Source organism: Pseudomonas sp. P116, assembly GCF_020149425.1.
Lineage (GTDB): Bacteria > Pseudomonadota > Gammaproteobacteria > Pseudomonadales > Pseudomonadaceae > Aquipseudomonas > Aquipseudomonas anatoliensis.
Window position 1 is genome coordinate 477,019 of sequence record NZ_JACVHB010000002.1, and the last position, 14,286, is coordinate 491,304.

Annotated in this window: 12 protein-coding genes; 4 read left to right on the forward strand and 8 right to left on the reverse strand. The window is 60.4% G+C overall.

What is annotated here, in order from left to right; genetic code table 11:
• Positions 1-467 precede the first annotated feature (467 nt).
• The 3 genes from ICA15_RS08560 to ICA15_RS08570 all read right to left on the reverse strand — a co-directional run bounded on the left by ICA15_RS08560 (position 468) and on the right by ICA15_RS08570 (position 2,416).
• Entirely contained in the window at positions 468-1,748 is a 1,281-nt protein-coding gene (locus ICA15_RS08560) for an HAAAP family serine/threonine permease (RefSeq protein WP_150615304.1), read from the reverse strand.
• A 252-nt stretch (positions 1,749-2,000) separates the two neighbouring features.
• Positions 2,001-2,171 carry a hypothetical protein gene (locus tag ICA15_RS08565; RefSeq protein WP_191626428.1) on the reverse strand — a complete coding sequence of 57 codons (171 nt, stop codon included), beginning with the start codon at positions 2,169-2,171 and terminating at the stop codon, positions 2,001-2,003.
• A 50-nt stretch (positions 2,172-2,221) separates the two neighbouring features.
• The gene (locus tag ICA15_RS08570; RefSeq protein ID WP_150602860.1) at positions 2,222-2,416 is read right to left on the reverse strand and encodes a hypothetical protein; all 195 of its coding nucleotides are present in this window, start codon (positions 2,414-2,416) and stop codon (positions 2,222-2,224) included.
• A gap of 442 nt (positions 2,417-2,858) precedes the next feature.
• Here ICA15_RS08570 and ICA15_RS08575 point away from each other — a divergent pair, with 442 nt between their 5' ends.
• Complete coding sequence (locus ICA15_RS08575; protein WP_210552997.1) at positions 2,859-3,383, forward strand: cysteine hydrolase family protein; 525 nt, start codon at positions 2,859-2,861, stop codon at positions 3,381-3,383.
• A 139-nt stretch (positions 3,384-3,522) separates the two neighbouring features.
• Positions 3,523-4,491, forward strand: coding sequence for a 2-hydroxyacid dehydrogenase (locus ICA15_RS08580; protein WP_210552998.1), 969 nt, complete (start codon positions 3,523-3,525; stop codon positions 4,489-4,491).
• Here the strand turns inward: ICA15_RS08580 and tssA are convergent.
• The 5 genes from tssA to ICA15_RS08605 are packed head-to-tail and all read right to left on the reverse strand — an operon-like array spanning position 4,488 to position 11,994.
• The gene (tssA, locus tag ICA15_RS08585) at positions 4,488-5,570 is read right to left on the reverse strand and encodes a type VI secretion system protein TssA (protein WP_210552999.1); all 1,083 of its coding nucleotides are present in this window, start codon (positions 5,568-5,570) and stop codon (positions 4,488-4,490) included. The genes ICA15_RS08580 and tssA overlap by 4 nt on opposite strands.
• Positions 5,567-9,391: a type VI secretion system protein gene (locus ICA15_RS08590; protein WP_210553000.1), complete on the reverse strand. Its 3,825-nt coding sequence runs from the start codon at positions 9,389-9,391 to the stop codon at positions 5,567-5,569. Before ICA15_RS08590 ends, tssA begins: the two co-directional genes overlap by 4 nt.
• Complete coding sequence (locus ICA15_RS08595; protein WP_210553001.1) at positions 9,388-10,152, reverse strand: DotU/TssL family secretion system protein; 765 nt, start codon at positions 10,150-10,152, stop codon at positions 9,388-9,390. Before ICA15_RS08595 ends, ICA15_RS08590 begins: the two co-directional genes overlap by 4 nt.
• Positions 10,153-10,170: 18 nt before the next feature.
• Entirely contained in the window at positions 10,171-11,502 is a 1,332-nt protein-coding gene (tssK, locus tag ICA15_RS08600) for a type VI secretion system baseplate subunit TssK (RefSeq protein WP_150615297.1), read from the reverse strand.
• Positions 11,503-11,547: 45 nt separating this feature from the next.
• A complete protein-coding gene (locus tag ICA15_RS08605) occupies positions 11,548-11,994 on the reverse strand; it encodes a type VI secretion protein (RefSeq protein ID WP_210553002.1) in 447 nt (148 codons plus the stop codon).
• 228 nt (positions 11,995-12,222) lie between these two features.
• On the opposite strand from ICA15_RS08605, the gene tssB reads away from it, so the two are divergent.
• Positions 12,223-12,765 (forward strand): type VI secretion system contractile sheath small subunit, encoded by a 543-nt coding sequence (gene tssB / locus ICA15_RS08610; protein WP_150602868.1) that lies wholly within the window; start codon positions 12,223-12,225, stop codon positions 12,763-12,765.
• 30 nt (positions 12,766-12,795) lie between these two features.
• Positions 12,796-14,277 (forward strand): type VI secretion system contractile sheath large subunit, encoded by a 1,482-nt coding sequence (gene tssC / locus ICA15_RS08615; protein WP_210553003.1) that lies wholly within the window; start codon positions 12,796-12,798, stop codon positions 14,275-14,277.
• Positions 14,278-14,286 lie beyond the last annotated feature (9 nt).

Genomic DNA, 14,286 nt, shown 5'->3' on the forward strand with positions numbered 1-14,286 from the left:
GGTGCGATGCCCACCATTGCGCAGACACCCGCAATCCCTGTGGGAGCCAGCCTGCTGGCGATGGCGGTGTATCAGCCACCATCGTATTTGAATGTGCCACCGCTATCGCGAGCAGGCTCACTCCTACAATATTTGGTGTGATGCCCACCATGGCGCAAACACCCGCAAACCCTGTGGGAGCTGGCTTGCCAGCGATAGCGCCGTGTCAGTCACCATCGTCTTTGAATGAGCCAACGCTATCGCGAGCAGGCTCACTCCTACAATATTTGGTGTGATGCCCACCATTGCGCAGACACCTGCAATCCCTGTGGGAGCCAGCCTGCCAGCGATGGCGGTGTGTCAGCCACCATTGTCTTTGAATGTGCCACCGCTATCGCGATCAGGCTCGCTCCTACGTGGCGGTTTCATCCAGACGAAAAAAAACCACTGCACACATCGTGTGCAGTGGCTTTTCTGTTGATCTTGCTTTACATCGTCAGTTTGTAAACCACCGCCGAAATTGCCACAAGACCTACCACGGTGACGAACACATTGGACGCTTGACCACGAAAGCGCGCCATCGCCGGCACTTTGCGGATCGCATACATCGGCATCAGGAACAGGATCGCCGCGATGACCGGGCCACCGATGGTCTCGATCATGCCGAGGATGCTCGGATTCAGCGTCGCCACGATCCAGCACACCACCAGCATGAAAGCCGCCACGATGCGATCCAGCGCCTTGGCGCCGGGACGCTTGCCGCTCTTGATGATCAGACCTTTCAGACCTTCACTGGCACCAATGTAGTGACCGAGGAACGACTTGGAAATCGCCACGAACGCAATCATGGGTGCCACGAATTCGATGGTCGGGTTGCTGAAGTGGTTGGCCAGGTACGACAGGATCGACAGGTTCTGGTCCTTTGCTTCAGCCAGTTGTGCTGGTGACAGGGTCAGCACGCAGCTGAACACGAAGAACAGCACCATCACCACCATCAACAGGTGCGCACGACAGAGAATCTGCGAGCTGCGCTCATCGGCGTGGGTGCCGTAACGGCGCTTTTGATCGACCGCAAACGCCGAGATGATCGGCGAGTGGTTGAACGAGAACACGATCACCGGGATCGCCAGCCACAGCGTGTGCAACAGCTCCGACGGCGCAGGGACTTGCGACACGGTGGTGAGGATGCCGCCATTCCAGTGCGGAATCAGGTACACCGCGAGAAACAGCAGCGCGACGATAAACGGATAGACCAGCAAACTCATCGCCTTGACGATCGCCTGTTCGCCACAACGCACCACTGCCAGCAAACCAAGGATCAGCACGAACGACAGCAACGCGCGTGGCGGCGGCGTGATGTGCAGTTGATGCTCGAGGAAACTGGCGACCGTGTTGGTCAGGCCGACGCTGTAGATCAGCAGGATCGGGAAGATGGCAAGGAAATACAGCAGCGTGATCAGCGCCCCGGCCTTGATGCCGAAATGCTCTTCGACCACATCAGTAATGTCGGCGCCTTCTCGACCGGACAGCACAAACCGGGTCAGACCGCGGTGTGCGTAGAACGTCATCGGGAAGGCCAACAGCGAGAGGATCACCAGCGGCCAGAAGCCACCGATCCCTGCGTTGATCGGCAAGTACAGGGTGCCGGCGCCGATGGCCGTCCCGAACAGTCCCAACATCCAGGTGGTGTCCTGGCGATTCCAGCTCGAAAGTTCAGCGGGTGCTGCTGCATCAAAGCGCTCTTCGACGCTATTGGCCTGATCATTCATCCGGTCGGATCTCCGCATTCCGGTCACTTGCCACTCGGTCAGGACGCGTCGGAAAAAACCGACAGACATGCTCCGGCCGAAACAGGGGCGCGATTCTCCGTGATAAATGAGCAGAAGCAAAGACTTAGCTGAGGAATGGTTGTGCGGAGCAGATCAGAGGGATGTCGTTTTTGGGAAATTAGCTGTCGGCGATGGGTACGTATAGTGTCGTTTTCTGGCAAGCACCAGCGCCGAATATGATGGGCGACTTGATCAGATCGATCGAGCCAGGATGAATCCAAGTGACATGCAAAAAATGCCGAACCCCAGCATCCCCCAGACTGGATACATATCGTCCTTGTCCTTGATACGCATTTTCTCAACCCATTCATCGTGCTCTCGATCTAACTGTTCAATCATGGCTTTGCGGTCAAATGTACTCATGTTGATTTCCTTTTTGGGTCATGGGCCTGACTGTTGAGAAGCGCGAACACTCAAAACTTGAAAAAAACGCCTGCTACTGCAGTGATTGCGGTCACCACCCCACCCAACACGGCGAGTGGATATAAATTCGTCTCCCTCTCTAGCTTTTTTGCTTCCGCTAGCAGCTTTTGTCTCTCAGCCGCGAGTTTCCGCGTTTCGTTCATTAGCCTTTGGAGTTCCAGATTGTCGCGATCATCCTGAAGCATGCGCCTTCCTTGGCTATTGGCACTGGCTGCCGAGCTGCTTTGTACCCTCATGATTTCCTATTCATCCCGTGCCAGATAGCAGATGAGTCCGGCGATTTCGTAGGCAAAATCCGCGAGTTGAGTAGGCCGCCTCATACAAAGTCGCTACTGAGATTACGGCGGGCCAATCGCCCTGCCACCGCCTGTGGTCTGCTCCGGCGGCGCCCGGTTATCGAGCACTTGATTGACAGCCGCCCAACACGACCAGCATGATCGACCTCATGAACCTTCGCTCGCTGCACTTCACCCGCACCACCACGACCGCCACGGCGGGTCGTGGTGTTTGCGTCTGAGGTAAAAACCAGCGCAGCGAACCCAAGGCCCCGCCAGCAATGGACGGGGCCTTGTTGTTTCTCCCGTCCGTGCGGCATCAGCTACCCCGCTCGTCAAAAGGAGAAACACCATGTCTGCTGCGCTGTTGATCATCGATATGCAGGTCGGTCTGTTCCACGGCCCGGAAAAACCCCACAAGGGCGAACCGGTTCTCGCCAACATTCAGCACCTGATCAAAAAAGCCCGCCAACAAAACGTGCCCATCTACGCCGTGTGCCACACTGGCTCCCAGGGCTCGCCGGTTGCTGCTGGCAGTCCATTCTGGCAATTGCTGCCAGCGCTGGAGCTGGACGCTGACACCGACATTATCTTCAACAAGTCCAGACCCAACGCCTTCCTCGGCACCAAACTGGCGCAGCAACTCAACAGCCGAAAAATCGACGATCTGTACCTCGTCGGCATGAAGACTCAGTTCTGCATCGACGCCACCTGCCGCGCCGCCGCTGACCTGGGCTTCAAACCTGTAGTGGTCGCCGACGCTCACACTTGCATGGATACCCCGGTGCTGCCTGCTCAAGCCATCATCGAACACCACAACGCAACCCTCGGCGCCGGCTTTGCGAGGCTGATCGACAGCGCCGACGTGACCTTCTGACGAAGCGTCCGCGCGCTCCCCGTTTCAGCTCCTACACTGGCTGAAACGGGGCAGCGCTCAGCCATTGCCAAACAGCTCTGGAATCAGCACTCTGCTACGACTTCGCGACCGAACCGCCATTGTTCAAAGGAGCCGCGCAATGCCCGCCACCGTTCTGGTACTGGTTGAAACCATCAATGACTATCTGCCGATTCTCGAGCATCAAGGTTTTCACCTGATCCTTGCTCCCACCCCGGCCGAACGTGCGCAAGCCATTGCCACCCACGGTGTACGGATCGATGCAGTGCTGACCCGTGGCCCGCTGGGCCTGACCGCCGCTGAAATTGCCGCGCTGCCGGCGTTGAAAATCATCACGGTGATCGGTGCCGGTTACGAACAGGTCGACCTGCAAGCCGCCAGTGATCGTGGGATTACCGTGACCAACGGCGCCGGGGTCAACGCCTCGTCCGTGGCTGATCATGCGATGGCAATGCTGCTGGCGTTGGTGCGCGATATTGCGCGCTGCGATGGCGCTGTGCGTCGGGGGGAATGGCCGAAGATCATGCGTCCATCCCTGGCTGGCAAACGGCTGGGCATTCTTGGCCTCGGTGCGGTGGGTCTGGCGATTGCCAAGCGCGCCAGCCTCGGCTTCGACATGCAGATCAGCTATCACAGCCGCCAATTGCGCAGCGAGGTGCCTTATGCGTTCTGCTCGACCCCGACCGAACTGGCGCGAGCCTCGGACTTCCTGATCGTCGCGACGCCGGGCGGGATCGGCACTCAGCACCTGGTGACGCGTGCGGTGCTCGATGCGCTGGGGCCGAACGGTTTCATCGTCAACATTGCCCGGGCCAGTGTGATCGCCACGGCAGACCTGATCACCGCGCTGGAGCAACGGCGCATTGCCGGCGCCGCGCTAGACGTCTTCGACCATGAACCGCACGTGCCGGATGCGCTGAAAACCCTGAGTAATGTGTTGCTCACGCCTCACGTCGCCGGTCTGTCACCGGAAGCCACCCAAGGCACGGTAGAACTGGTGGGGAAAAATCTGCAGGCGTTCTTCTCCGGGCAACCGGTGCTCACACCGATTCAGTTACCGCCGAAAATCAGCAGCCAGCGCGTGCACTAAAGCACGCCAAGCAACGTCCACAAGCGCCGCGATTCAGCGTCGGCGCTGATCAATTCACCGAGCAATTCACTCAGCGGTTTGTTGCCCCACTCGACTCCACGCCGGATCAGATACGGCACCGGGCTATGCGGTTCGGTGCGGGCGAGGTATTCGGCGATCAGCAGCAATTGGCGATAGGCCTCTTCGCGATTCGCAGGCTCACGAAAGGCCTGCGCGATTGGCGCGTCCTCGACGCATGGCGCAACGGCAGCAGGGACTTCGACCACAGGGGGTGGCGGCGCCGGTTGTTGTGGGTGCATGGCGATAAACTCCTGAACCAGCTTCAGTAACGCTTCAATGGTGTCCTGCAAGGGGCGCAGTCCCGGCGCCTGATCACCCAGATAGGCATCGCTCCAGCTATCGAGCCGTTGCAGGTGTTGCAGGCTCAGCAACAGGTTGCCTTGAGTGCGTAGCCAGAACGCCAGCGGCGTGACGCGAATCTGTTCGTTGAGTTTTTTCTGTTCGTTGCGCGCGGCTTCCGCGGAGGTCTTGGCGTTCTTGCTGTCGTTGGCCTGCACTTGCTGAACCTGCAAACGCCGCCAGACTTCAAGGGTATAAGCCTCAAAATCGCTGTTACGGCTGCCGAATAAAGGCACGCGGGTAAGCAACACTTCACTGTACCGACGCACCAGCCATTCCAGCGGAATCACCCGCCACGACTGGTCGCCATCCTCGGCGCGCGGATGCAAGTCTTCGGGGAAGCGCTCACACAGACCGGCGATCAGCGCCAGACTGCCGGGCAGGCCGTCCAGGGCCTGCAAATGCAACCACGCCTCGCCGAGCCAGGCGCTGAGCATCAGATCCTTGCTGCGCTCCAGCAATAACGTCGTGGTGAGTTTCTCGACATCCGGCCAGTTCGCCCGCTTGAGTGTCGACTGCCAGACTCCGGTCGGCAGGCTGGCATCGTCTTCGCGGCGCAGGTCGCGCAACTGGTCGAACTCACGTTCATAGCGCAAATCGACGCCGCAAGGCGCGTCCGCACTGATCGGCGCGAGCAACTGATCAATCAGGTCCGGCAACGTAGTTGATGGCAGGCTCACAAGCCCTCCTTCCGGGATTCAAGGGCGGCGGTGCTGCCGGTTGCCTGAAACGGCGAGCGCGGCGCGCGGGTCGGCAACGGCGCAATCGACAACGGCAGTTTCGAACCTTGGCTCATCAACGAAACGCGCACGAACATCCGTGTGAATTCGTTAGTGACGCTGTCGGGGGCGCCCGTCACTGGCAAGCGCAGGGTCAAGGGGAAGTCGGTGTAGTCCATGCTCGGCTGGCGCTGCACCGAGAAATGCGCGCGCATCAGCCGCAGCAGCGACCACGGCCCGCCATACTCCCAACCGGCTTCCAGATCACGCACCACCAGGTTCGGTTGCAGCGGATCGTTGACCGGCCGCTCCTTGCCGTTGCGCGCCCAGCGCAGGGTCAGGCGAATCGGTTGGCCAACCATCCAGCGCAGGTTCGGTTGCTCGGCCGGGACGGGATAGTTGATCTGCTGGCTGCCGGCGAGCAACCCCCAGGCAATCACCTGATCGGCGCCCTGCTCGTCATCACGATCGGTGCGCCAACGCACGTCCAGCTCAACGCCGAGAATGCCGCTCTTGTCGCGAACAAACAGCGGCGTCAGCCAAGTGCTGGCCTGCTTCAAGCGATTGAGAAAATCAGCCGCAGCCAGGCGTTCTGGAGTCTGATTGGTAGCCAGTCCGGCCTGGGCGATCGGCAGACGTTTGTCGATCAGTTGCAGAAAATATTCAACCCGCGCCGGATCGGCGTCCTGCATCTGCACGCCGTTGGCGAACGGAAAGCGATCGGCCAGGTATTGGTTGAAGTAGTTGGCCAATTCATTCCACGCCGCCGCAGCCTGTTGCACTTGCAGCATCTGGCAACGCTGCATGGCTTCCTGCTGCAACTCCACGCCGCGCATCGCCAGGGTGCCGCGCCCGCCAGTGAGGTTGGCGGTCTGCAACATTTGCAGGCAGGAATTGACGTCCATTTCAACGAAGTCTCGGCTGACCAGTTGCTCGATCTGCGCCGGCGAACTGGCCGGATTGGCTTCCTTGTACTTGAGCAGTTCGTCGTTGAGCGCGCTGAACTGTGTCACCCGTTCGTAATCGAGCGCCGACAGATTGGCTTGCTGGGTCGTCAGCCACTGCAACGAAGATGTCCGCCGCTCGGTGATGCCAAGCATGGTGTTGAATTGCTGCTTGAGGCTCAGTTTCAGGTCCTGCACATCGCTGGCACCGAACAGTTGCAGGCCGAGGTTTTTCGAGCCATCCCACTGGCTGATTTCGCTGCGTCCGCCAAACAGCGGTTGCTCGGTGACTTCACTCAACGCGTTGGTAATCTGCGCCAGGGCGCGGCGATTGAGTGCCGATTGCAGCTGTGTGGCCAGATCCGTGCGATGGACTTCGACGAACGCTTTTTGCAGGGCCATGGCTTGCTCGGCCTGCACGTTGAACACCGCATAAGGATGCGCCTGATCGTTGTGATCCTTGAGGCTCAACCACATTGCCTGGGCGGCGGCGCCCTCGGCGGCTTTAAGCAGCGCGCCGCGATAATCCGGCGGGATGCGCGGTAATTCTTCAGCGATATAGCGGCTATAGTCGGCGAAGTATTTCAGTGATTCATTGAGGTCATCACCATCCACAGTCTGGCCCTGCAAGTTGACGTTGTCTTCGCTGGCACGCAAGGCCGCTGAAACGAAGTCACGCTTGAACAGCGCCTGTATCGCGTTATCGAGCTTCACCACCTGTTCTTGCAGCGCCAACTGCCCACTGGCCTGCTGAACGAGAAGATTGTCGCGCGAGCCGACCTGGGCGATCCATTGATCACGAAAACTCTGCTGCAAGCGTGTCGCTTGTGTGTCGAGGTCCTGTTGCACCTGTGGCCCCAACAGCGAACTCTTGCCCACCTTGTCGAGAAAGTCCCGATAACCCGGCACGAGCTCCTGGCCCTTGCCGCGGCTCCAGGTCGAATTGGTCAGGGCAATCGCCGCTTGCAGATCGTCGACCAGCGCGGTCAGGTCTTCAAGCTCGGTCAGGCTGTTACCACTGCCGGCCTCCAATTGATCAAGGTGCAACTTGAGATAACCGGCCTTGCTGACAAAATTGTCGGCGAGAAAATATTGATCGAGCCAGCGCTGCATCAAGCCGGAAAAATTACTGACGATCAGCGGCCGGTCGGCGCTCAGGTCAAGCGCCTGCAAGCTGCCGTCCTCGCCCGCCACCAGCAGACGATTGTAGAAAGGCGCATACGCCAGGGTGCCTGCGTTGAGGTTCAGGGACAGCGCGTTATTGCTCAGTTGCACCAGATCTTCCAGCGGTGCGCGCTGATTGTTTTGCACCTGATTGAACAGTTGGTTTTGCTGTTCCAGACGCAGTGCCCGATTCACCAGATCGGTTGCCTTTTGATAGTTCTGCCACTGCGCCGGGTCGTCGCCTTCGACAGTGCTGCGCCGATCAGTGCTGCGGATCGCCTTGATTTGCGCCAGCTCCGCGCTCAGCAGTTGTTGCAGAGGCAGGATCATATGGCGCCGGGTGGACTGAAAAACTTCCTGTTCAAGCTGGTTGTCGAGCGAGGAGAACCACGACGTCGGAAACACCAGCGAAACGTAGTTCCAGTGCGGGGCGCGTTCCAGTACCCGCCAGAAAGCCTGCACGTTGCGCCGGGTCGAGTCGATTCGTTGTGCCTCATCGGTGACCGCCACGTAACTCTTCTGCGCTCCCTGCATCTGCCGCGCCAGTTCATGGGCATCCCTGACCGATGCGTGCCAGACCCACAGCATCGCCACCGCCCAGACCACCCCCACCACCAGCGCCACCCCGGCAGTCAGCCGTTGCAAACGCTGACGCAGGCGCAGCAAGCGCGGCACACCGTGCGCCAGCCCCTGTTCGCCAACCAGGCGCTGGCGCCACAATTGTCGGGCGAACGCGCTGCGCTGCAAGCCGTTGTCTTCCACGCTAAAACCATTCTGCGCGTCTTCTCCCGCGACATTGGCGGTGAAATACACGCCGCGAAAACACGGCGCCTCGCCTTGCGCATTGCCCTGAAATACCGGCTCCAGCACATTCTGCAAACCACGCCGCAAAGTCTCGAGACGGTCCGGCAAGGCATACAGATCGGCACTCAATTGCCCCGACAACGTTCCGATTTCAATCACCGCTTCGGCCACGGCGCGGTGCAGTTGATCCAGCGCCTGATCACTCCACGCGCCTTGCCACACGGCGTCACGCGCGTAGGGTGACGACCAGCCCAGCGTGGCTTCGCGAGCCTCTTGCGGCAACGCACTGATCAGTTCCTGAAATCCCGGCAATTCCTCGAGCCCGGTCACAATCACGTAGACCGGGACGCTCAGGCCGAAGCGTTGCAGCAGGTCGATGAAACGTCGACGCGCGGCCAGACCCAACTGAGTCGCTTGTTCAAGATTGTCCAGGCGACTGACCGGCACCGTCCAGATCACCGCGTCCAGCGGCCGTTTGCTGCGCAAGCGCAGGATCAGGCCGAGCAGCCGCCACCAACTGCCGCGCTGCAAATGCATGCCGTCATCCGGCAGGAACAATGCCTGCGGTACCACCAGCACCGCGCCTTCGGGGTCCGACCACCAGCGCCCGAACCACGCCGGTTTGTCGGTCGGTTGCAAGCGCCACTCGCTGACCAGTTGCGTACCCTGGACCTCGTCGCCGAGCATCAGCAGCCATGGCATCTGGTAGCGGTCGAGATTGCCCTGGTCGCGTTCCATATGGCGCACCGAGGCATAAAAACTGCGGATCGCTGCGCCGCTCTGAGTGCGCAGCCACCACACCGCCACGCCGATGATCACCAGCACCAACACAATGGCGACGACCCACGCGACAATCGTCAGCGGGCTCATGAGTCTTGCTCCGGCGCATCCACCACATCGCTGGTTTGCAATACCGGCGCCAACTGTTGGCCGATGTCACGCCACAACCAATGCCCGAGCCCGGTCAGTAACAGCACAATAGCCAGAATGCCCAACGCCAGACGAAAGCCGTCCGGCAGCGCGGTGCGTACCGGCATCTGCAACGGTATCGCCAGCGAGGGCTGCGCCAGTCGGCGGCTGACATCGGCGTACGTGGCTTCCGCTTGCCAGGCAAAGTTGAACAGCGCCAACCGCCATTTTTCCAGTTGTGCCTGGCTGTGCTCGCCGCGCAGACGGCCATGAAAGCCGAGAATCAGGCACTGCAAATACACGTTGGCCAGATCGCGGGTGGTCGGTTGCTGCTCGTCGAGCAGGGTTTGAATCGCCGCCGGCACCTGCTCGCCAGCCTGACGACTGGAATACAAACGCGACTCCAACGGTTTGTCCTGCCATGCGCCCTGCCCCGGCCACGGCGTGAACAGCAGGGTTTCGTCGACCAGTGCGACGAACGCATACACCACGGCTTTGACCTGTTCGGTGGCCGAGTCGCCGACCCGTGAATACGCGGTGCGCCACAGTCGTTGCGAGGCCTGCGTGGACAGCTCGACCACGGTTTCGACCAGTGCCGCTTCGTCCTCGCTGTCCTTGGGCAATTGCAGCCAATCCTGTTGCCATTGCTGCCACGCCTGCCGGAACGCGCTGCTCAACGGTGCGTCCTGCAACCCAAGGCTTGCGGCACTTCCTTGCGACATACGGCGTTCCTTGTGTGATCAGGCACTTTCGCTGTTCTGGGCGACAAACAGCACCACTTGCCACGGGCTGCTGGTCAGCTTCGCTGCTGGCGCGGCGATCATCAGCGGCAGTTGCGCGTCGAACCACGCGCCCTCGGCCGTGACCACGAACAGTCGCGTGTCCTCACCGACGCTATAGGCCACTTGCTCGGTGCGGCTCATGGCCTGGTGCGTCAAACCGCTCATGCGTTGGCGACTGAGCAAGGCGATATGCGGCGCAGAAGCGATGATCGCGCCGCGCAACCAGTCAATCGCCGCTTGCTCGCTGGCGCCGTTGGGCATGCGCAAACCGATAACCAGGCGCTGGCTCGGCTGTTCGTCCGGCAACTGGATCGAAAAGCTCTGCTCGCTGCGTTCGAACGGCAGACTGCGATAGCCGGCGCGGATCAGTTCGAGGGTGCTTTCGAGCCATTGCAGCACGGCGTCATAACCGCGCTGCAACTCGAGAAAATCCAGCGGCGCGAACGCTGGTACGCCGGCCAGCGGATCGAGCGCCGACCACGCGCCGGCAAGGCCCAGCAAATGCACATACAGGGTTTGCGGGTGCGCGATGCGGCTGTTCAGTGTGCCTTCGACTTCCGGCAGGCGCGCCCACAACGCGGTCAGCTGCCGACGGATTTCCAGCGCATCATCCTGATTGCCGGCCTGTTGCGCCTGACGCAGGCGACCGCCGAGAAACAGACATTTTTCCCGCGCCCGTGCACAGAGCCCTGCGATGCGTCGACCGAGGGCAGATTCCGGCAACAGGACGGGCGTCGGCGGTGTGTAGGCAAGCGGTAGAAAACCGCCGCCCTCCTTGCGGATTTTCAGCAATGGCAGGCAAATCGAATCGGCTCGGTTCAGTTGCGTGCACAGGCGTGGATTGGGGCGCCACACGGTGATCGTTTCGGGGAATTGACCGCTGGTGAGATCCGGCAACGCTTCACCGACCACCGATTGCAAACGGCCCCTGAGCGGCAGCAGTTGCCCGGCGCGCCACATCGGGCTGATCGCCAGATACACGGTGACAGTGGCATCGTCAGTGGCCTCGATCGCCGCGCTGACATCCAGCTCCAGCGTCTCGCCGACACCGGCCTGCACATCCACCGGCAAACCGTCGGGCAGCGTGCCTTGCAGCGACAACACCCGCACCACGCCTGCGCTCAGCGCCGAAGGGTCGAACTCCATGTGGCTGACGCCCCAGAACCACGGGTTGCACGCCTGCGCCAAATGCGCGCCGAGCGCTTCGGCCCGCAGCCCCTGCAACTGAAAATGCTGCGGCAGCAATTGCATGCCTTCATGCCAGCAGACCGCGTCGGGTAGCAGACTCATACGACTCCCTTCGACCATGCCGCAAGCCGGCGGCGGGCGGATTTTTTATTTGTCCTGGCTGACCAGATTCATCTCGCGGCTGTCGAATTTCAGCCATGCCTCGCGCTGATCGTCGAGGCGTAATCGGTGCGCTCCGGGAGTGTTATAGCTGGCGAAGACTAAAAGTCCAGCGGCCTTCTTGCCCTCCAGCGGGAAGGGCTGACGGTCGATGAATTGCCCCGGCACCAGCTCCAGTCCCCACACGCTCATCAGCTGACGATAGTCGCGTTGATACTGCTCGCGTTGAGCAAACCACTGACTGGCATTGATGCCGGACAGTTGCTTGAGCAGGTCCGGGTCATTGACCGCGATGAAATCCACGGCAATCGGCGTGTCGTCATTGGCCTTCGGTGCGACGTCGAGAGTCAGGCTGTCGAGGTCCACCTTCGGCCCGAAGAAGGAACAACCCGTCAGCAGCACAAACCCCAACGTTAGAAAAAATCGTCCAGGCAAAATGAATTTTCCTTTTCGTGATTCTGTCCAAAAATGTTTTCGCTTGCTTTTTTATAGACCTGTTCTAGCGTCTTGGGTAGTTCGGTTCCTACAGCCGAATCCAGGAAGGTTTGTCAAAGGAACGACAGGTCATCTGCCTCCCTTTCTAACCTACGGTCCAGTAAGGGAAAGCGATGAACGGGCCTCCCCGATGCATTGCGCCCGCTCATCGCATCGGAGTCCGCCGACATGGCAGAAAGTACGCAACACAAGCTCGACCGGGTGCGTCCGCCCCGGGTGCAAATCACCTACGACGTCGAAATCGGCAATGCCATCGAGAAAAAAGAGTTGCCGCTGGTCGTCGGAATTCTTGCCGACCTGTCCGGCAAACCGCTTGAGCCATTGGCAAAACTGACCGAACGACGTTTTACCGAAATCGACCGCGACAACTTCAACGAAGTGCTCGCCTCGATTGCCCCTCGCGCCACGCTGCAGGTCAACAACACCCTCAGCGGCGACGACAGCAAGCTCAACATCGAACTCAATTTCAAACACATCGACGACTTCGACCCGGTCAACGTGGTGGAGCAAGTCACGCCGCTGCGACGTCTGTTCGAGGCCCGTCAGCGCCTGCGCGACCTGCTGACCAAACTCGACGGCAACGATGACCTGGACAAGTTGTTGCGCGACGTGATCGCCAACACCGAAGGCCTGCAGGAAATCAAATCGGCTCGCCCAGACACCGCTACCCCGGCCCCAGACGCCGGGGCCCCGGCCGAACCGCAAGCCTGATCGTCCACTTGAATAGATGGAGAATTCGCCATGCCCGCCGCCGCCAAGAACCAAGCCAGCGACAGTACGACCGAGACACTTTCCCTGCTCGACCAGATCATCCTCGATGGCCGCATGGCCCACGATGACAGTCAGCAGGATTACGCCCGCGACATGCTCGCGGAGTTCGCCACCCAGGTGCTTGACGAAGGCATGGCCATCGACAAGGACACCGTGGCGATGATCAACGACCGCATCAGCCAGATCGACGAACTGATCAGCGCCCAGCTCAACGAGGTGCTGCACCATCCCGATCTGCAAAAACTCGAAGCCTCGTGGCGTGGCCTGCACATGCTGGTGAAGAACACCGAAACCAGCTCCCGGCTGAAACTGCGCCTGCTCAACGTCACGCAGAAAGAACTGCAGAATGATCTGGAAAAAGCCGTCGAATTCGACCAGAGCGCGCTGTTCAAGAAGATCTACGAAGAGGAATACGGCACCTTCGGTGGCCACCCGTTCAGCCTGCTGGTAGGTGACTACACCTTCGGCCGGCACCCCCAGGACATCGGTCTGCTGGAGAAACTGTCGAACGTCGCCGCCGCTGCGCACGCGCCATTCATTGCAGCCGCCAGCCCACGGTTGTTCGACATGAACAGCTTTACCGAACTGGCCGTGCCGCGTGATCTGTCGAAAGTTTTCGAGAGCCAGGAACTGATCAAGTGGCGCTCGTTCCGTGAGAGCGAAGACTCGCGTTATGTGTCGCTGGTGCTGCCGCACTTCCTTCTGCGCCTGCCTTACGGCCCTGATACTTCGCCGGTGGAAGGCATCAACTACGTCGAAGACGTCAACGGCACCGACCACAGCAAATACCTGTGGGGCAACGCCGCATGGGCGCTGTCGCAACGCATCACCGAAGCGTTCGCCAAGTACGGCTGGTGCGCGGCGATCCGTGGCGCTGAAGGCGGCGGCGCGGTGGAGGGCTTGCCGGCGCACACCTTCCGCACCAGCTCCGGTGATTTGTCGCTCAAATGTCCGACTGAAGTGGCGATCACCGACCGCCGCGAAAAAGAGCTCAACGACCTCGGTTTCATCGCCCTGTGCCACAAGAAAAACAGCGACGTCGCCGTGTTCTTCGGCGGCCAGACCACCAACAAATCCAAGGTCTACAACACCAACGAAGCCAACGCCAATGCACGGATTTCGGCGATGTTGCCGTACGTGCTCGCCGCGTCGCGTTTCGCCCATTACCTGAAGGTGATCATGCGCGACAAGGTCGGCAGCTTCATGACCCGTGACAACGTGCAGACCTACCTCAACAACTGGATCGCCGACTACGTGCTGATCAACGACAACGCGCCGCAGGAAATCAAGGCGCAGTATCCGTTGCGTGAGGCGCGGGTAGACGTCACCGAGGTGGCCGGCAAGCCAGGCGCTTATCGCGCCACGGTGTTCCTGCGCCCGCACTTTCAGCTTGAGGAACTGACGGCGTCGATTCGTCTGGTGGCGACGTTGCCGCCGCCGGTTGCGGCCTGACCGCGGTGA

Coding starts and splice junctions, on each gene's coding strand:
- ICA15_RS08560 (WP_150615304.1), bottom strand. CDS start 1,748: ATGAATGATCAGGCCAATAGCGTCGAAGAGCGCTTTGATGCAGCAGCA.
- ICA15_RS08565 (WP_191626428.1), bottom strand. CDS start 2,171: ATGAGTACATTTGACCGCAAAGCCATGATTGAACAGTTAGATCGAGAG.
- ICA15_RS08570 (WP_150602860.1), bottom strand. CDS start 2,416: ATGCTTCAGGATGATCGCGACAATCTGGAACTCCAAAGGCTAATGAAC.
- ICA15_RS08575 (WP_210552997.1), top strand. CDS start 2,859: ATGTCTGCTGCGCTGTTGATCATCGATATGCAGGTCGGTCTGTTCCAC.
- ICA15_RS08580 (WP_210552998.1), top strand. CDS start 3,523: ATGCCCGCCACCGTTCTGGTACTGGTTGAAACCATCAATGACTATCTG.
- ICA15_RS08590 (WP_210553000.1), bottom strand. CDS start 9,391: ATGAGCCCGCTGACGATTGTCGCGTGGGTCGTCGCCATTGTGTTGGTG.
- ICA15_RS08595 (WP_210553001.1), bottom strand. CDS start 10,152: ATGTCGCAAGGAAGTGCCGCAAGCCTTGGGTTGCAGGACGCACCGTTG.
- tssK (WP_150615297.1), bottom strand. CDS start 11,502: ATGAGTCTGCTACCCGACGCGGTCTGCTGGCATGAAGGCATGCAATTG.
- tssB (WP_150602868.1), top strand. CDS start 12,223: ATGGCAGAAAGTACGCAACACAAGCTCGACCGGGTGCGTCCGCCCCGG.
- tssC (WP_210553003.1), top strand. CDS start 12,796: ATGCCCGCCGCCGCCAAGAACCAAGCCAGCGACAGTACGACCGAGACA.